General features: G+C 69.4%; 14 protein-coding genes and 1 tRNA gene. 7 read left to right on the forward strand and 8 right to left on the reverse strand.

Going from position 1 to position 16,567, the window contains the following annotated elements; translation table 11 throughout:
* Window positions 1-159: 159 nt before the first annotated feature.
* The 3 genes from ABL310_RS19460 (at window position 160) to mltG (ending at window position 3,284) form a co-directional block, all read left to right on the forward strand.
* Window positions 160-396 (forward strand): acyl carrier protein, encoded by a 237-nt coding sequence (locus tag ABL310_RS19460; protein WP_349368655.1) that lies wholly within the window; start codon window positions 160-162, stop codon window positions 394-396.
* A 67-nt stretch (window positions 397-463) separates the two neighbouring features.
* Window positions 464-1,726, forward strand: a complete 1,263-nt coding sequence (gene fabF, locus ABL310_RS19465; RefSeq protein ID WP_349372095.1) for a beta-ketoacyl-ACP synthase II — start codon at window positions 464-466, stop codon at window positions 1,724-1,726.
* A 106-nt stretch (window positions 1,727-1,832) separates the two neighbouring features.
* On the forward strand, window positions 1,833-3,284 hold the full coding sequence (gene mltG / locus ABL310_RS19470; RefSeq protein ID WP_349368656.1) for an endolytic transglycosylase MltG: 1,452 nt from the start codon (window positions 1,833-1,835) through the stop codon (window positions 3,282-3,284).
* Between the two features lie 111 nt (window positions 3,285-3,395).
* On the opposite strand, the gene ABL310_RS19475 is transcribed toward mltG, so the two are convergent.
* From ABL310_RS19475 to ABL310_RS19500, 6 genes are all read right to left on the reverse strand, one after another.
* Window positions 3,396-3,794 (reverse strand): F0F1 ATP synthase subunit epsilon, encoded by a 399-nt coding sequence (locus ABL310_RS19475; RefSeq protein ID WP_349368657.1) that lies wholly within the window; start codon window positions 3,792-3,794, stop codon window positions 3,396-3,398.
* 67 nt (window positions 3,795-3,861) lie between these two features.
* The gene (gene atpD, locus ABL310_RS19480; protein WP_349368658.1) at window positions 3,862-5,295 is read right to left on the reverse strand and encodes a F0F1 ATP synthase subunit beta; all 1,434 of its coding nucleotides are present in this window, start codon (window positions 5,293-5,295) and stop codon (window positions 3,862-3,864) included.
* A gap of 25 nt (window positions 5,296-5,320) precedes the next feature.
* Complete coding sequence (locus tag ABL310_RS19485; RefSeq protein WP_349368659.1) at window positions 5,321-6,196, reverse strand: F0F1 ATP synthase subunit gamma; 876 nt, start codon at window positions 6,194-6,196, stop codon at window positions 5,321-5,323.
* 79 nt (window positions 6,197-6,275) lie between these two features.
* Entirely contained in the window at window positions 6,276-7,811 is a 1,536-nt protein-coding gene (atpA, locus tag ABL310_RS19490) for a F0F1 ATP synthase subunit alpha (protein ID WP_349368660.1), read from the reverse strand.
* Window positions 7,811-8,386, reverse strand: a complete 576-nt coding sequence (locus tag ABL310_RS19495; RefSeq protein WP_349368661.1) for a F0F1 ATP synthase subunit delta — start codon at window positions 8,384-8,386, stop codon at window positions 7,811-7,813. The genes atpA and ABL310_RS19495 overlap by 1 nt, the downstream gene beginning before the upstream one ends.
* 214 nt (window positions 8,387-8,600) lie before the next feature.
* Entirely contained in the window at window positions 8,601-9,038 is a 438-nt protein-coding gene (locus tag ABL310_RS19500; protein ID WP_349368662.1) for a hypothetical protein, read from the reverse strand.
* Between the two features lie 253 nt (window positions 9,039-9,291).
* Between ABL310_RS19500 and ABL310_RS19505 the strand changes: the two genes are divergently transcribed.
* The gene (locus ABL310_RS19505; protein ID WP_349368663.1) at window positions 9,292-10,383 is read left to right on the forward strand and encodes a 2'-deoxycytidine 5'-triphosphate deaminase; all 1,092 of its coding nucleotides are present in this window, start codon (window positions 9,292-9,294) and stop codon (window positions 10,381-10,383) included.
* A 67-nt stretch (window positions 10,384-10,450) separates the two neighbouring features.
* Window positions 10,451-10,525, forward strand: a tRNA-Gly gene (locus ABL310_RS19510).
* Window positions 10,526-11,041: 516 nt separating this feature from the next.
* Here ABL310_RS19510 and ABL310_RS19515 read toward each other — a convergent pair.
* Window positions 11,042-12,250: an IS256 family transposase gene (locus ABL310_RS19515; RefSeq protein ID WP_349367334.1), complete on the reverse strand. Its 1,209-nt coding sequence runs from the start codon at window positions 12,248-12,250 to the stop codon at window positions 11,042-11,044.
* A gap of 174 nt (window positions 12,251-12,424) precedes the next feature.
* The gene (locus ABL310_RS19520) at window positions 12,425-14,068 is read right to left on the reverse strand and encodes an ATP-grasp domain-containing protein (RefSeq protein WP_349368664.1); all 1,644 of its coding nucleotides are present in this window, start codon (window positions 14,066-14,068) and stop codon (window positions 12,425-12,427) included.
* Between ABL310_RS19520 and ABL310_RS19525 the strand changes: the two genes are divergently transcribed.
* The gene (locus ABL310_RS19525) at window positions 14,067-15,725 is read left to right on the forward strand and encodes a cyclic peptide export ABC transporter (RefSeq protein ID WP_349368665.1); all 1,659 of its coding nucleotides are present in this window, start codon (window positions 14,067-14,069) and stop codon (window positions 15,723-15,725) included. The genes ABL310_RS19520 and ABL310_RS19525 overlap by 2 nt on opposite strands.
* Window positions 15,722-16,447 carry an alpha/beta fold hydrolase gene (locus ABL310_RS19530; RefSeq protein ID WP_349368666.1) on the forward strand — a complete coding sequence of 242 codons (726 nt, stop codon included), beginning with the start codon at window positions 15,722-15,724 and terminating at the stop codon, window positions 16,445-16,447. The genes ABL310_RS19525 and ABL310_RS19530 overlap by 4 nt, the downstream gene beginning before the upstream one ends.
* Window positions 16,448-16,567: the final 120 nt, after the last annotated feature.

The following is a 16,567-nucleotide window of genomic DNA, read 5'->3' on the forward strand; positions in this document are numbered from 1 at the left end:
CCGAGAGGGGGCTTGACCGCGGGCGCGAATAAGGCTTTTGCAGCACGCGTCCGGGTCGGCCATGCCTCCCGACCTCGCGCCGCGCGAACGGACATCCCGGCGGGGTCGTCGCGACAGACGAACGTCCGCAGATCGACGAGTGATACGAGGACACGAACGATGAGTGACATCGCTGAGCGCGTGAAGAAGATCGTGGTCGAGCACCTGGGCGTCGAGGCCGACAAGGTGACCGAGAACGCGAACTTCATCGATGACCTCGGCGCCGACAGCCTCGACACCGTCGAGCTCGTGATGGCGTTCGAGGAGGAGTTCAACGTCGAGATCCCGGACGACGCCGCCGAGACGATCGTCACGGTCGGCGACGCCATCAAGTTCCTCGAGAAGGCGTCGAGCTGAGGACGTGCGCGCCGGCGGGGCCGTTCGTCGGTTCCGCGGGCGCGCCGCGCAGCTCGAAAGCTAGATGATGCGTCGCGTCGTCGTCACGGGCCTGGGAATGGTCACGCCGCTCGCCTGCGGCGTCGAAGAGACCTGGGCTCGCCTTCTCGCCGGCCGGAGCGGTGCCTCCCGCATCGAGAAGTTCGAAACCTCCGACCTGCCCTGCCGCATCGCCTGCCAGGTGCCGCGCGGCGACGGGTCCGACGGGACGTTCGATCCCGATCGGTGGATGGATCCCAAGGATCAGCGCAAGGTCGACGAGTTCATCGTCTTCGCCATGGCGGCCGCCAAGCAGGCGCTGGACGATTCCGGCTGGCGCCCGACGACGTACGACGAGCAGGCCGCCTCGGGCGTGCTGATCGGGTCCGGCATCGGCGGCATCGAGGGCATCGCGGATTCGGCCTTGATCCTGCGCGACAAGGGTCCCCGCCGCATCTCGCCGTTCTTCATCCCGGGCCGCCTGATCAATCTCGCCTCGGGCTACGTCTCGATCGAGCACGGCCTCAAGGGCCCGAACCATTCCGTCGTCACCGCCTGCTCCACCGGCGCGCACGCCATCGGCGACGCCGCCCGGCTGATCGCGCTCGGGGATGCGGACGTGATGGTGGCCGGCGGCACCGAATCGCCGATCAGCCGCATCTCGGTGGCGGGCTTCGCGGCCTGCCGGGCGCTGTCGACCCACTACAACGACGAGCCCACCCGCGCCTCGCGCCCCTACGACAAGGACCGCGACGGCTTCGTCATGGGCGAGGGCGCGGGGATCGTGGTGCTGGAGGAGTACGAGCACGCGAGAGCGCGCGGCGCGAAGATCTACGCCGAGGTCGTGGGCTACGGCCTCTCGGGCGACGCCTTCCACATCACCTCGCCCTCCGAGGACGGCGACGGCGCCTATCGCTGCATGCGCGCGGCCTTGAAGCGCGCCGGCCTGCAGGCGTCCGATATCGACTACGTCAACGCCCACGGCACCTCGACGCCGCTCGGCGACGAGATCGAGCTCGGGGCGGTGGAGCGTCTTCTCGGCAACGACGGCGCACGGCTCGCCATGTCCTCGACGAAGTCGGCCACCGGGCACCTGCTCGGGGCGGCCGGCGCCATCGAGGCGATCTTCTCGATCCTCGCCATGCGCGACGGCAAGGCCCCGCCGACGCTCAACCTGGACAATCCGTCCGTCGAGACGCAGATCGACCTCGTGCCGCACACGGCCAAGGAGAAGCGCATCGACGTGGCTCTCTCGAACTCCTTCGGCTTCGGCGGCACGAACGCATCGCTGGTCTTCGCCCGCGTGTCCTGAGGGGCGCGCGGCGACGGGTGATCGGCTGCGTTTTCGCCACATTGCTGGGTCAGTTCGGGCGGCGGGCGCCGCGAGGCTCCGCCGCCTTCCTCGCCAGACGTGAGCCATGTTCGGTCGCAACAGAGACACGACGCCCCCGCCCGCGCCCCCGGAGCACGCCCCGAACGGGAGCGCTCCGGAAGCCCCGCGCCTCGCCCCGCGCAGCCCGCACGAGGCGATCAAGCCCGAGATGGCCCCTCCTCCGCCGCCCCGGCGCGTGGGACGCCCCCGCGGCGGCCTGCTCGCCACCCTCTCGGGCCTGTTCAGCCTCCTCGCCGTGGTGGCGCTCGCCGCCCTCGTGGCGCTGATGGTGCTGGCCCAGCAGGCGAACCAGCCGGGCCCCCTGCCGGCGGACACCGTCGTCACCATCCCGCGCGCCACGGGCATGAGCGAGATCTCCCGCATCCTCGAGCGCGAGGGCGTGATCGAGCAGCCGCTGCTCTTTCAGCTCTACGCCGTGCTCAATCGCGAGCAGGCGAACCTGAAGGCCGGCGAGTTCCTGTTTCGCGCCAACGTCTCCGTCGCCGACGCGGTCGACACGCTCACCGAAGGCCGGGCGGTGCTGCACACGGTGACGATCCCGGAGGGCCTCACCAGCCTCCAGATCGTCGAGCGCCTGCGCGAGGACGCCGTTCTCACCGGCGAGATCGAGACGGTGCCGGCGGAGGGCTCGCTGATGCCCGACACCTACAAGTTCGAGCGCGGCACCACGCGCGCGCAGGTGATCGACATCATGAAACGGGCGCAGGACAGCGCGCTTGCCGAGATCTGGGCGCGCCGCGACGAGGACCTGCCTCTGGCGACCCCCGAGGAGCTCGTCATCCTCGCCTCCATCGTCGAGAAGGAGACGGGGCGCGCCGACGAGCGGCCGCGGGTGGCGGGCGTGTTCATCAACCGCCTGCGCCAGGGCATGAAGCTGCAATCCGACCCGACCATCGTCTACGGCCTCGTCGGCGGGCGCGGCACGCTGGGGCGGGGCATCCTGCGCACCGAGATCCGCGAGCCGACGCCCTACAACACCTACGTCATCGACGGCCTGCCGCCGACGCCGATCGCCAATCCCGGCCGCGCGGCCATGGAGGCGGTGGCGACCCCCTCGCGCACGGACGACCTGTTCTTCGTGGCCGACGGCACCGGCGGGCACGCCTTCGCGGAGACCTACGACCAGCACCGCCGCAACGTCGCCCGCTGGCGCCAGATCGAGGCCGCCCGGGGCGCCGGCGAGGCCGACCAGGTCGACCCCGCGGACGTGCCGGAGGAGGCGCCGGAGCGCTCCTCCGCGACCCCCGCCGCGGCCCCCGCAGCCGCCGCGACGCGGCCGGCGGACGCGGCCGACGCCGTGGAGGGCACGCCCCTCGATCCTCTGGCGAACACGACCTTCGACCTGACCAACGCCCAGACCGTCCCAGAGCTTCAGCCGCTCGGCGAGGACGGCGCGCCGCTCCCGGAGGGCGCCGAGGCCGCCCCGGCCCCCGCCGGCGGCGAAGGCCCGCCCCTGCCGCCCCGTCGGCCGGAATAGGGCGAACGCAGGCGGCGCAGTTTTCCGCCGGCGCATCCCACGACACTGCACGCCAAGAAAAAAGCCGCCCCGAGGGGCGGCTTTTTCGAACCTCGCGACGGTGCGCGGCGCTCACATGCCGAGCTGGGCGCGGGCGTCGTTGAGCTGGGAGACGGTGTCGGCGGCGGCGGCCTTGAGGACCGGGTCCTCGGCCTTCTCATGCAGCTCCTCGGCGCGGGCGATCTCGCGCGAGAGGATCTCGGAATTGAGCTCGGAGACCGGCATGGCGCGCTCGGCGAGCACGGTGGCGCCGCCGGGGGCGACGTCGAGGAAGCCGCCCTGGACCAGGATGCGCTCCTGCCCCTTGGCGCCGCCGACGACGAGGAAGCCCGTCTTCAGCGAGGTCATCATCGGGGCGTGGTCGGAGAGCAGCGTCATCTCGCCCTCGGCGGCGGGGATCACCACCTCCTCGACCTCGCCCGAGAAGATGATGCGCTCCGGGGAGACGAGCTCGAAGGGAAAGCTGGCCATTGTATCCTCGTCGGAAGGGAAGCCGGGCGCGCCGTCCCGGCGCGCCCGCGATGGTCGTCGGCCCTGATCAGGCCGCCTGGGCGAGACGCTCGGCCTTCTCGACCGCCTGGTCGATGGAGCCGACCATGTAGAAGGCGGCCTCCGGCAGGTGGTCGTACTCGCCGGCGACGAGGCCCTGGAAGCCCTTGATCGTGTCCTCGAGGGCGACGAGCTGGCCCGGCGAGCCGGTGAACACCTCGGCGACGAAGAACGGCTGCGACAGGAAGCGCTCGATCTTGCGGGCGCGGGCGACGGTGAGCTTGTCCTCCTCGGAGAGCTCGTCCATGCCCAGGATCGCGATGATGTCCTGCAGCGACTTGTAGCGCTGGAGCACCTGCTGGACCTGGCGGGCGACCTGGTAGTGCTCGTCGCCGACGATGCGCGGGTCGAGCATGCGCGAGGTCGAGTCGAGCGGGTCCACCGCCGGGTAGATGCCCTTCTCGGCGATGGAGCGGTTGAGCACCGTCGTCGCGTCGAGGTGGGCGAAGGAGGTCGCCGGGGCCGGGTCGGTCAGGTCGTCGGCGGGCACGTAGATCGCCTGCACGGACGTGATCGAGCCCTTGGTCGTCGTGGTGATGCGCTCCTGCAGCTGGCCCATGTCGGTCGACAGGGTCGGCTGGTAGCCCACCGCGGAGGGGATGCGGCCGAGGAGCGCCGACACCTCGGAGCCCGCCTGGGTGAAGCGGAAGATGTTGTCGACGAAGAACAGCACGTCCTGGCCCTGGTCGCGGAAGTGCTCCGCGATGGTCAGGCCGGTGAGGCCGACGCGGGCGCGGGCGCCGGGCGGCTCGTTCATCTGGCCGTAGACCAGCGCGCACTTCGAGCCCTCGGTGGAGCCGCCGTGCTCCTTCGGGTCCTTGTTCACGCCGGACTCGATCATCTCGTGGTAGAGATCGTTGCCCTCGCGGGTGCGCTCGCCGACGCCGGCGAAGACCGAGAAGCCGCCGTGGGCCTTGGCGACGTTGTTGATCAGCTCCTGGATCAGCACCGTCTTGCCGACGCCGGCGCCGCCGAACAGGCCGATCTTGCCGCCGCGGGCGTAGGGCGCGAGCAGGTCGATGACCTTGATGCCGGTGACGAGGATCTGCGCCTCGGTCGACTGGTCGGCGTAGCTCGGCGCCTCGGCGTGGATCGGGCGCGTGTCCTCGGCCGGGACGGGGCCCGCCTCGTCGATCGGCTCGCCGACGACGTTGACGATGCGCCCGAGGCAGCCGACGCCCACGGGCACGCGGATCGGCGCGCCGGTGTCGGTGACCGGCTGGCCGCGGGTCAGGCCCTCGGTCGTGTCCATGGCGATGCAGCGCACGGTGCTCTCGCCGAGCTGCTGGGCGACCTCGAGGACGAGCCGGGAGCCCTGGTTGTCGGTCTCGAGCGCGTTGAGGATCTCGGGCAGGTGGCCGTCGAACGTCACGTCGACGACGGCGCCGATGACCTGCGAGATGCGTCCGGTGGGTTCAGCCATGGGTCTCGTCCTTGCTTGACTAAGCTCAGAGCGCCTCGGCGCCCGAGATGATTTCGATGAGTTCCTTGGTGATCTGAGCCTGACGCGTCCGGTTGTAGGTCAGCGTCTGCTTCTTGATCATCTCGCCGGCGTTGCGCGTGGCCGAGTCCATGGCCGACATGCGCGCGCCCTGCTCGGAGGCGCCGTTCTCGAGCAGCGCCGAGAAGATCTGCACCGAGACGTTCCGCGGCAGGAGCTTCTCGAGGATCTCCTCCTCGGAGGGCTCGTACTCGTAGATGGCGCCGGCGCCGGCCTCCTCGGCCTGCGGGATCTCGGCCGGGATCAGCTGCTGCGCGGTCGGGATCTGCTGGATCACCGAGCGGAAGCGCGAGTAGAACAGCGTCGCGACGTCGAACTCGCCCTCGGCGTAGAGGTTGAGCACCTTGCGGCCGATCTCCTCGGCGTTCTCGAAGCCGAGCACCTTCACCGAGCGCAGCTCGATCAGCTCCATGATCAGCTTGCCGTGGGTGCGGCGCAGGATGTCGTAGCCCTTGCGGCCCACGCAGATGATCTTGACCGTCTTGCCCTGGGCCAGCAGCCGGTTCGCCGTCTCGCGGGCGAGACGGGCGATGGAGGCGTTGAAGGCGCCGCACAGGCCGCGCTCGGCGGTGCAGACGACGAGCAGATGCGTGTCGGTCTTGCCGGTGCCGGAGAGGAGCTTGGGCGTCTCCGGGCCGATCTGGACGCCGGCGGCGACGTTGCCGAGCACCTTCGCCATGCGCTCGGCATAGGGACGGGCCGCCTCCGCCTGCGCCTGGGCGCGACGGAGCTTGGCCGCCGCGACCATCTGCATGGCCTTGGTGATCTTCTGCGTCGCCTTCACGGAGGCGATGCGGTTGCGCAGATCCTTCAGAGACGGCATCGAGCGCCCCGACCTCTTCTCGTTCCGTTACGGGACGTCGCCGCCCGGAGGCGGCGACGCGGGTGACCGCGGGCCTCGATCAGGCCGTGAAGGTCTTCTGGAAGTCCGTCACGACCGCCTTGAGCTTCTCGGCGGTGTCGTCCTTGAGGTCCTTGGTCTCGCGGATCGAGTCGAGGATCTCCGGATGCTTCTGGCGGAGCAGCGCGAGGAGCCCGTCCTCGAAGGCGCGGACCTTCGCCACCGGCAGCGCGTCGAGATAGCCGTTCACGCCGGCGTAGATGACGCAGACCTGCTCCTCCATCTTCAGCGGCGAGAACTGGGGCTGCTTCAGGAGCTCGGTGAGGCGCGCGCCGCGGTTCAGGAGGCGCTGCGTCGTGGCGTCGAGATCCGAGCCGAACTGAGCGAAGGCCGCCATCTCGCGGTACTGCGCCAGCTCGCCCTTGATCTTGCCGGCGACCTTCTTCATCGCCTTGGTCTGCGCGGCGGAGCCCACGCGCGACACCGAGAGGCCGACGTTCACCGCAGGCCGGATGCCCTGGTAGAACAGGTCGGTCTCGAGGAAGATCTGGCCGTCGGTGATCGAGATCACGTTGGTCGGGATGTAGGCCGAGACGTCGTTCGCCTGCGTCTCGATCACCGGCAGCGCGGTGAGCGAGCCGTTGCCGGCGGCGTCGCCCATCTTGGCGGCGCGCTCGAGCAGGCGGGAGTGCAGGTAGAACACGTCGCCCGGGAAGGCCTCGCGGCCCGGCGGGCGGCGCAGCAGCAGCGACATCTGGCGGTAGGCGACGGCCTGCTTCGACAGGTCGTCGTAGATGATGACCGCGTGCATGCCGTTGTCGCGGAAATACTCGCCCATGGCGCAGCCGGCGAAGGGCGCGATGAACTGCATCGGCGCCGGGTCGGAGGCGGTGGCGGCGATGACGATCGAGTACTCGAGCGCGCCGTTCTCTTCCAGCGCCTTCACGAACTGCGCGACGGTGGAGCGCTTCTGGCCCACGGCGACGTAGACGCAGTAGAGCTTCTGCGCCTCGGGCGCGCCCTCGGCGTTGAGCGGCTTCTGGTTGAGGATCGTGTCGAGCGCGATCGCGGTCTTGCCGGTCTGGCGGTCGCCGATGATCAGCTCGCGCTGGCCGCGGCCGATCGGGATCAGCGCGTCGATGGCCTTGAGGCCCGTCGCCATCGGCTCGTGCACGGACTTGCGCGGGATGATGCCCGGCGCCTTCACGTCCACGCGGGCGCGCTCGTCGGACGCGATCGGGCCCTTGCCGTCGATCGGGTTGCCGAGCGCGTCGACGACGCGGCCGAGCAGGCCCTTGCCGACGGGCACGTCCACGATGGCGCCGGTGCGCTTGACCGTCTGGCCCTCGGAGATCTCGCGGTCGGAGCCGAACACCACGACGCCGACATTGTCGGTCTCGAGGTTGAGCGCCATGCCGCGCACGCCCGACTCGAACTCGACCATCTCGCCGTACTGGACCTTGTCGAGGCCGTAGCAGCGCGCGATGCCGTCACCGATGGACAGCACCTGGCCGACTTCGCTGACCTCGGCCTCCTGGCCGAAGTTCTTGATCTGCTCCTTGAGGATCGCGGAGATCTCGGCTGCACGAATGTCCATCAGCGGGCCTCTTTCAGGCTAAGGCGAATTGCGTTGAGCTTGGTGCGCAGGGACGCGTCGATCATGCGCGAGCCGACCTTGACGACGAGGCCGCCGATCAGCGCGGGATCGACCTTCACGTCGAGGTCGACGTCGTCCGACTGCGCGAGTTCGCGCACCACGGCGCGGATCTCCGCGAGAAGCGCGTCGGACGGCGCCTCCGCGACGCGGACCTCGGCGGGCACGATGCCCTTGGCCTGCGCGTTCAGGGCCTTGTAGCCCCGGATCATCTGGAGAAGCAGGAAGAGCCGGCGCTTGGAGGCGACCAGCCGCGTGAAGTTGGCGGCGAGCCCGCCGATTCCGGCCTTGTCGAGCACGGCGCCCATGGCGGCCTTCTGCTCGTCGGCGGTGTAGACGGGGCTCTCGAGCAGGCGGCGCAGATCCGCGCTCTCGGCGGCGAGCGCCTCGATGCGCACGAGGTCCGCCTCCACGGCGTCGACCGACTTCTGCTCCTGCGCGAGCTCGAACAGGGCGGAGGCGTATCGGCCGGCGACGCCCGACACGAACGACCCGCCTTTTTGATTGGGCTCAGCCACCGAAATTCTCTTCCCGAATAGGAGCGCTCGTCCGCCGTCCCGCGGTCGGGCGAGCGCCCGTTGAGGTGTGGATTGGCTCGGCCGCGAGTGTGCGATGCACCCGACCCCCGCGAGGCGTGGGTGCGATACCATGGGTTTTCGGGGGGCGCAAGCGCCTGGAACCGCTCCTGCGACGCTTGTCCCGCACTGCGAAAAGCCGATGCGGCGCGCGGCCTCAGGCGCGACGGCGCAACAGGCTCTCCACCGCGGCGGCGGCGCGCACGGCCGTGGTCGGCCCGCCCTTGGCGGCCTTCTTCCCGGAAGTCTCGCCTCCGCCCTCCCCGGCCGACGCGGCGGGCGTCGGCTCGTCGCGGTCGCGCTGGGGCGGCAGGCGGGGGGGAATGTCGATGCGCTGCCTGAGCTGCTCCATCTGGCGCGCCACCGTGGCGATCTGCTCGATCATCGCCTGCGCGACGCGCGCCGGCGGGATGCCCGCCTCGCCCGCGAGCCCTTCGGGCGCGAAGGTGCGCGAGACGCCCACCGCCTTGCGCCTGTCGGCATGCGTGGCGTTCTCCATGGCGGCGATGTAGGCGGCGCAGCCCGCGGCCATTCCGGCGACGCCGTCGATGGCGTTGGCGAGCTTCTTGATCGCGGCACGGGTTTCTGCGTCCACGGTCGATCTCCCTGGAGCCCGTTCTCGGGCGCGGCGGCCAGCCTAGGCGAGGACCCGTCACCTTTGCGTTAAATGGTATCGAGAGCGGCCGGGGGGCGGCGTTCACCGGTTCTTCGCCAAGCGGATCGGCGGGCGTATCGCCGAGCGCATTCCCGAGACGATCGCCGAGACGGCGCGGCGAGGCGCGCGCGTCGCGCTTGCCTGCCACCGGGACCTGGTGCTTAGGTCGACCGCGAGGAGACGACGAGACGAGATGAGCCAGACAGCAATCGGCATCCAGCCCGCGGAGACGATCCGCGCCCTGGCGCAGGCGGGCGCCATCGCGAGCCCGCGTCCCTTCGCGGCCGACCAGGTGCAGCCGGCGAGCCTCGACCTGCGGCTCGGCGCGCGCGCCTGGCGCGTGCGCGCGAGCTTCCTGCCGGGCCCGCGCCGCGCCGTGCGCGACCGGCTCGACGGAATCGCGCTCCACGAGATCGACCTGACCAAGCCCGTCGTGCTGGAGACGGGCTGCGTCTACATCGCCGAGATCCAGGAGAGCCTCGCGCTCCCCGCCGACCTCTCCGCCTCCGCCAACCCGAAGAGCTCGACGGGGCGCATCGACGTCTTCACCCGCGTCATCGCCGACCGGGCGCGGGAGTTCGACATCGTCGAGGCCGGCTATCGCGGCCCGCTCTACGCCGAGATCTCGCCGCGCACCTTCCCCGTCCTGGTGCGCGAGGGCGCGCGGCTGTCGCAGCTGCGCCTGCGCAAGGGCGAGGTGCGGCTCTCCGACGAGGAGCTCGCCGCGCTCCACGCCAGCCAGACCCTGGTGACCTCCGCCACGCCCTCCTTCCAGAACGGCATCGCGGTCTCCGTCGACCTCTCCGGCTTCGGCGAGGGGCGTCTCGTCGGCTACCGCGCGCGCCGCCACACCGCCCTCGTCGACGTCGACGCGGTGGGCGCGCACCGCACGGCCGACTATTGGGAGCCGCTCCACGCCGACGGCGCGGGCGAGCTGATTCTCGATCCGGGGCAGTTCTACATCCTCGCCTCCAAGGAAGCGGTGCACGTGCCGCCGGACTACGCCGCCGAGATGGTGCCGTTCGATCCGCTGGTGGGCGAGTTCCGCGTGCACTACGCCGGCTTCTTCGACCCCGGCTTCGGCCATGCGGGCGCGGACGGCGCGGGCGCCCGCGCCGTGCTCGAGGTCCGCTCGCGCGACGTGCCCTTCATCCTGGAAGACGGCCAGACGGTCGGCCGCCTCGTCTACGAGCGCATGGCCGCGCGCCCCGGCACGCTCTACGGCGCGGGCGCGGGCTCGAACTACCAGGCCCAGGGGCTGAAGCTCTCCAAGCACTTCGCCTGAGCGCCCTGCGCACCGCGCGAAATCCCGCTTGCGAGCCGCGCCGGGCGCGGCTATCTATGAGGCCGACGCGGGCGTAGTTCAGTGGTAGAACGTCAGCTTCCCAAGCTGAATGTCGTCGGTTCGATCCCGATCGCCCGCTCCACTCTCGCTTTGTCAAGCCGTTGGGAATCGAGGCGTCCAGCCCTGTCGAGGGCGAGGAAGCAGTTTGCCGGCGACGAGCGCGAGCGGCGGAGGCCGACGTCGGAGCGGCTCGTCCGGGCGCGGATGCCGATGCGCTCGGGCGAGATCCCCGGCGCCGACCTCGACCTCTGCGGACGCCGTCGGCGCGGCGCTGGCCCTGCGCGCGACGACGCGCGGAGCGACCTGATCCCCGAAAGCGAAGAAGAGCACGGTGCGCCTCCGCTCCCTCGACGGTCTCACCGTCACCCGGGCGCGCACAGGGGGCCCGCGACCGTCCACTCGGCATCCTCGCCCAGCCGTCCCGAGCGCAGCGACGAGATCGGCAACGGGCGGCGCAGGCTCGCCGCGGGGCCGGCCGCGGCGAGTTACGTCCAGTGTTTTCTGCAAAAGCGTGGCGGTTTGGCGCGCCGGTGGGGTTCGGGGGCGGGGCGAGCGCTGGCTCCTCAATAGCAGGGCGCTCGCCCCGCCCCAGCCGCCGTTAGGCGGCTTCTGCGCGGTCCAGCTGCCGCATCTGTTCCTTCTTGTGCTCGGCCAGGTGGCTCATGTTGAGGTAGCGCGTGCCCTCCAGCCAGTTTTCGTGGATCTCGACCGCCAGCGCGCGGACGAGGCGCAGGCAGGCCGCGTCGTCGGGGAAGATGCGCACCACCGTCGTGCGGCGCTTGATCTCCTGGTTGAAGCGCTCGAGCATGTTCGTGGACTTCAGATGCTTATGGTGCTGGCGCGGCAGCCGGTAGAAGGTCAGCGTCTCCTCGACGTTGTCCTCGACCCACTGCGTCAGCTTCGGGTACTTGTCCTGCCACTTGTTCAGCCAGCGGGCGAGATCCTGGCGGACCTCGGCGAGGTCGCGCCGGTCGTAGAACCAGCGCAGCTCCTGCAGGCAGTCGTCGTCGTGCTTGCGCGGCACGTGGTCGAGAGCGTTACGCAGGAAGTGCACGTAGCAGCGTTGCCAGGCCGCGTCGGTGAGCGTCTCCGTCACCGCGCGCTTGAGCCCCTCGTGATCGTCCGAGACCACGAACTCCACGCCCGACAGCCCCCGCGCCTTCAGCCCGAGCAGGAAGTCCCGCCAGCTCGAGCGGCTCTCCCGGTTGGCGAGCTCGACGCCCAGCACGTTGCGCCGCCCCTCCCCGTCGATCCCGATCGCGACCAGCACGGCCCGGCTCTGGATCCCGATCTCGCGGACCTTCTCGTAGCGCGCGTCCAGGATCAGGTAGGGATAGGCCTCCGTCAGCGGCCGGCGCGCGAACGCCTCCAGCTCCGCGTCCATACGCTTGTTGATCGCGCTGATCGCCGAGGCCGAGAAGGAGTGTCCGCACAGCTCCTCGGTGATCGCCTTGACCTTGCGCGTCGAGACCCCCTGCACGTACATCTGCGCCAGCGCGCCCACCAGCGCCTTCTCCGAGCGCTGGTAGCGCTCGAACAGCTGCGTCGAGAACAGCCCGTGCCGATCCTGCGGCACCCGCAGCTCCAGCGTCCCGACCCGCGTCACCAGCGAGCGCGTGTAGTAGCCCGCACGGTAGCCCCGGCGCCCCTCCGTCCGCTCGCTCTTCTCCGCGTTCAGCACCGCCGTCATCTCCGCCTCCAGCGTCGCCTCCACGATCGCTTGAACCATCCGCGGCAGATAATCCTCGTCCCGCGACAGCAGCGCCTGGACATCCAACGTGACGGACTTACCCTTCTCTCCGGTCATGGCATGCACCCTCCAGGGGTCGGTGACTTCAGACATCACCAGCGTGCCATGACCGCCGATCTTAGCATCGGATTTTTGCAGAAGACACAGTACGCGACCCCGCGGCGAGGCAGTTCGCGCCCCATCGCAGATCGCGAAGCGGCGGCGTCGCTCGACGAGCGCGACGGCGGGGAGCTAGGCCGGCAGGAGGTCGAGCTCGAGCATGCGCTCGGCCGCATCCAGCGTCCGCAGGCAGTCCTCGCCGGTCGCGCCCTCGGCGACGACGAGCGCGAGGCGGGCCAGATACCCGCCTGGGGGGAGCCGGTGGACGCTCCCGGCTTCGGCGATCCAGCCGAGTTCGCGTATGCCGGGGATGGCCATGAGCGCCTCGTTGGGAGGCAAGCCGCGCATCCGGCAGTCGTAGGGCGGATAGACGAAACGAACCGCGGCGGCACGCCCGGATCGCGGCGCGAGATCGGGCACGCCGCCGACGGCGACGTCGGCCGCGGCCATCGCCAGATCGACGCCCGTCGCGAGATGCACGAGCTCGGGAATGCGATCGCCTCCGAGACGTTGAGCGATCTCGATCATGCGCGGGCCCTGCGGCGTGAGCCTCAGCTCGGCATGCGTGACGCCTCGACGAATCTCGAGGGCTTCGTGCGCGGCGCGCACCACCTCGACGATGGCGCGGGTCTCCGCGAGCGGCTCCCGCGGAGCGACCACGTGACCGAGCTCCTCGAAGAACGGATCGAAGCCGACGGTCTTGCGGGTGATGGCGACGACCTCCGGCCGGCCGTCGAGCACGACGCACTCGACGCTCACCTCCGGCCCCTCGAGGAACTCCTCGACGAGGAAGCCCTTCCTCCGCGTCGCGCCCGAGGAGAGCACCTTCGACAACGATTCGAGGTGCTCCTCGAGTGAGCGGAGGTCGTCGACCCGCCGCACGCCGATGCTCCCGCTCATGTCCCGCGGCTTGACGACGAAGGGAAAGCCGATTTCCTCGGCCGCCTTCCTGGCCCCGTCCGCGTCGTGGACCAATACGCACGATGCGGTTGCAACGCCGTTGCGGGCGAATGCGCTGCGCATGCCGTACTTGTCTCGGCACAGGAATGCACTTTCGAGCGAATTGCATGGAAGCTCGAGGTCGAGCGCCACGGCCGTCGTCAGCTCGACGTAACGCTCCTCGCAGGTCATCACGCCGTCTATGGGGTGACGGCCTCGCAGCTCTTTGACGCATTCGAAGAGACTCGTCGGAGAATTCTCATCGACGTAAAGGATTTGCGCAGCGTACGGCTCGGCCCAGGTCGCATCCGTGGCGCTTATTATGAAGACATTGTATCTTTCGCTCACTGATTTGATGATATACCCGCGGTATATTTCGGTGCCGCAGCCAATGACTAGTACGTTTTTTCTCACCGACGACCCTTTCGAACGAAAACAATTATAGTGAAACAATAACACATCGTACAAGAATTTGCAATCGCATGTCTCTATCAGCGACCCTCGAGTCAGACGACGGATCTCCAGGCGTTCACCTCCGTACGAATTCCAGTCTATCGGCGAGCGGCGGCCCGCATCTGCGTTTCTCACGCGCGCCGAGAGAGGCTCGCGCCGGCGCCCGCGACCCCGCGCGGGTCGGGCTGCGGCGGCGCCGAGCAGCGTCGCCGCAGCCGGTTTCGAGGCTGCGGGGCGAGCCCGCTCGGACACGATCGCCGCGGATCGGCTTTCGCAGAGGTTGCCATTGTCCGAAAGGAACTCTAGGTTGGCGTCGTCGACGGCGCCGCGCCCGATGCGGCGCACGGCGAACGTCTTCCCCGCCGCCATCCGCGAGCCATCCATGAACGTCGTGAACCTCCTGGCGCGCATCTGCGGGCCCCTTCTGGTGCCGGCGACCGCCCTCGTCATGCTCGGGGCGGCGGCGACGGTGTTCGCGCTCCAGCTGATCGGCGAGGCACTGTCCAGCGACGAGGTCTCGCTCTCCTCCACCGGCCTCTGGTTCGCGGCGGCGTGCGTGGTCCTGATCGCGGCGCGAATCGCCTCCCGCAGCCTGCTCGATTGGCTCGCCATGCGCGCCATCTCGCGCATCCGCCACAACCTCGCGCGCAATCTTCTGCAACTGCCGCTCGAGCGTATCGAGGCGCTCGGCGCCCCCAAGATCATGGCCCTCATCTTCGACGACATCGTCAGGATCGGTGCGGGGTTGAGCGGCCTGCCGACCATGTTCGGCAATGTGATCGTCCTCGCGGGCGCCTTCGTCTATCTCGGCTTCGTCTCGGTGAAAGGCCTGCTGGCGCTGCTCGTCGTGCTCGGCATCGGCATCGCGATCTATCGCTGGCTCCTCGCCCGTGCGGCCGTCGTCCAGCGCCGGGGGCGCGAGGTGCGCGACGACCTCTACGACGTCGCCGGGGGCATGGTGCGCGGCGTGAAGGAGCTGACCCTCAACCGCCGCCGGAAGCACTTCATCTTCGAGGAGGTGTTCGAGACCCTTCTGCGGCGACACTTCCGCTATTCCTTCATCGGCGCCCTCTACAGCACCTCCGGCTTGACCCTCAGCCAGGTACTCTACTTCCTCTGCCTCGGCGTGGTCGTCTTTCTCGTTCCCGTCTTCGTCGAGATGGACCGGGAGGTCCTCACCAAGTTCGCCGTCGTCGTGCTCTACCTCCCCGCGCCGATCGAAGGCATCGTCCTGTTCATCAGCACGCTGACGATGGCGCAGGTCTCGATCGAGCGCCTGAACCAGCTCGACGTGCTGGGCGAGGATCTGCACCGGAAGCGGGACTTTCCGATGGTCGCGCGTCACGGCCCGGTGCACATGCTGGGGCTTCGCGACGTCGTGTACGCCTATGGAGGCGACGAGGGCGCGACCGGCTTCGAAGCCGGCCCCGTCAGCCTGGAGCTGACGCCCGGCGAGGTCGTCTTCTTCGTCGGGGGAAACGGCTCGGGGAAGACGACGGTCGCCAAGGTCTTGAGCGGCCTCTACAGGCCTGCGAAAGGCAGCATGGTCCTCAACGGCGCCCCGGTGGCGGACGGCGACCTCGTCTGGTACTCCCAACATTTCGCCGCCGTTTTCAACGACTTCCACGTCTTCGACAAGTATCGACGCACGGAGGACGACGACGGGCGCGACGCAGCCGAGATCGACGACCTGCTTCGCCGGCTCCAGATCGAGCGGGCGGTGCGCTTCGAGAACGGCGCGATCTCGACCGTGACCGCCCTCTCGACCGGACAACGCAAGCGCCTGGCGCTGCTGGTCGCCCTGCTCGAGGACAAGCCGGTCTACATCTTCGACGAATGGGCGGCCGACCAGGACCCTGCGTTCCGGGACGTCTTCTATCGGCAGATCCTGCCCGAGCTCGCGACACGGGGCAAGGTCGTGATCGCGATCACGCACGATGACGACTACTTCCACACCGCCGATCGGATCGTGACGTTTCGCTACGGCGCGATCGAATCGGACGTCTCGCGAAGGGACGTCGCCGCGGACGTCGCGCCATGAGCAGCGAACGTCTGCGCCTGTTCCTCTTCCCGTACGCGGGCGGCTCGCCGTCCGTCTTCGGCGAATGGGGGCCGCTCGTACCCGGCTGGCTCGCGCTGTCGCCGATCGAGGTTCCCGGCGGGTATCTCGATCCCCCGGACCTGAGCATCCTCGACATGGCCGAAAGCGCCGCGGCCGCCATCGCCCGGTCGCCGGACGAGCCGTTCGCCCTCCTCGGCCACAGCATGGGCGCGCTCGTCGCTTTCGAGACCGCCCGGATCCTTCAGCGGGACGGACGGCGCTCCGCCCGTCATCTGTTCGTTTGCGCACACGGCGCTCCTCACCTCGAGTCGAGCGGCGCCGTTCGGCACGACCTGCCCGCCGCCGAGTTCGACGCCGAGCTGCGCCGGCTCAGCGGCACGCCGCGGGAGGTCCTGGAGAACGACGAGATGATGAAGATCGTCCGCCCCCGCCTCCGTAGAGACTTCAAGGCCTGCGCCACATACCGATTTGCGCCCGGCGCGCCGCTGCAGATCCCGGTCGATGCGCTCGGAGGCATGGGCGACGCCGAGGCGCCCGAGGAGACGCTCGCTGCGTGGCGTCGGCACACCAGCGCGGAGTTTCGGCTGCAGATGTTTGCGGGCGGTCATTTCTTCATCAATGAGCAAATGTCGCTCGTGGTCCGTTACGTCGCGCGCCGCATCACCGATCGGCGACGAGACGATCACAACTTTTACGGGTAACGGTCGCCGGCGCGATCGCGCAACGCGCGAGGGTTCGACGAACGTGACCAAACGCGATCTGAGGTGTTCATAGTACACGATCTGGAGCTATTAAGACCCGGGATCAAAGCGACCTCGCGT

The organism is Salinarimonas sp., from assembly GCF_040111675.1.
Lineage (GTDB): Bacteria > Pseudomonadota > Alphaproteobacteria > Rhizobiales > Beijerinckiaceae > Salinarimonas.

What these genes read in the sequence shown, in the direction of transcription:
- ABL310_RS19460 (WP_349368655.1), top strand. Translation starts at nt 160, where the DNA reads ATGAGTGACATCGCTGAGCGCGTGAAGAAGATCGTGGTCGAGCACCTG.
- fabF (WP_349372095.1), top strand. Translation starts at nt 464, where the DNA reads ATGCGTCGCGTCGTCGTCACGGGCCTGGGAATGGTCACGCCGCTCGCC.
- mltG (WP_349368656.1), top strand. Translation starts at nt 1,833, where the DNA reads ATGTTCGGTCGCAACAGAGACACGACGCCCCCGCCCGCGCCCCCGGAG.
- ABL310_RS19475 (WP_349368657.1), bottom strand. Translation starts at nt 3,794, where the DNA reads ATGGCCAGCTTTCCCTTCGAGCTCGTCTCCCCGGAGCGCATCATCTTC.
- atpD (WP_349368658.1), bottom strand. Translation starts at nt 5,295, where the DNA reads ATGGCTGAACCCACCGGACGCATCTCGCAGGTCATCGGCGCCGTCGTC.
- ABL310_RS19485 (WP_349368659.1), bottom strand. Translation starts at nt 6,196, where the DNA reads ATGCCGTCTCTGAAGGATCTGCGCAACCGCATCGCCTCCGTGAAGGCG.
- atpA (WP_349368660.1), bottom strand. Translation starts at nt 7,811, where the DNA reads ATGGACATTCGTGCAGCCGAGATCTCCGCGATCCTCAAGGAGCAGATC.
- ABL310_RS19505 (WP_349368663.1), top strand. Translation starts at nt 9,292, where the DNA reads ATGAGCCAGACAGCAATCGGCATCCAGCCCGCGGAGACGATCCGCGCC.
- ABL310_RS19515 (WP_349367334.1), bottom strand. Translation starts at nt 12,250, where the DNA reads ATGACCGGAGAGAAGGGTAAGTCCGTCACGTTGGATGTCCAGGCGCTG.
- ABL310_RS19525 (WP_349368665.1), top strand. Translation starts at nt 14,067, where the DNA reads ATGAACGTCGTGAACCTCCTGGCGCGCATCTGCGGGCCCCTTCTGGTG.
- ABL310_RS19520 (WP_349368664.1), bottom strand. Translation starts at nt 14,068, where the DNA reads ATGGATGGCTCGCGGATGGCGGCGGGGAAGACGTTCGCCGTGCGCCGC.
- ABL310_RS19530 (WP_349368666.1), top strand. Translation starts at nt 15,722, where the DNA reads ATGAGCAGCGAACGTCTGCGCCTGTTCCTCTTCCCGTACGCGGGCGGC.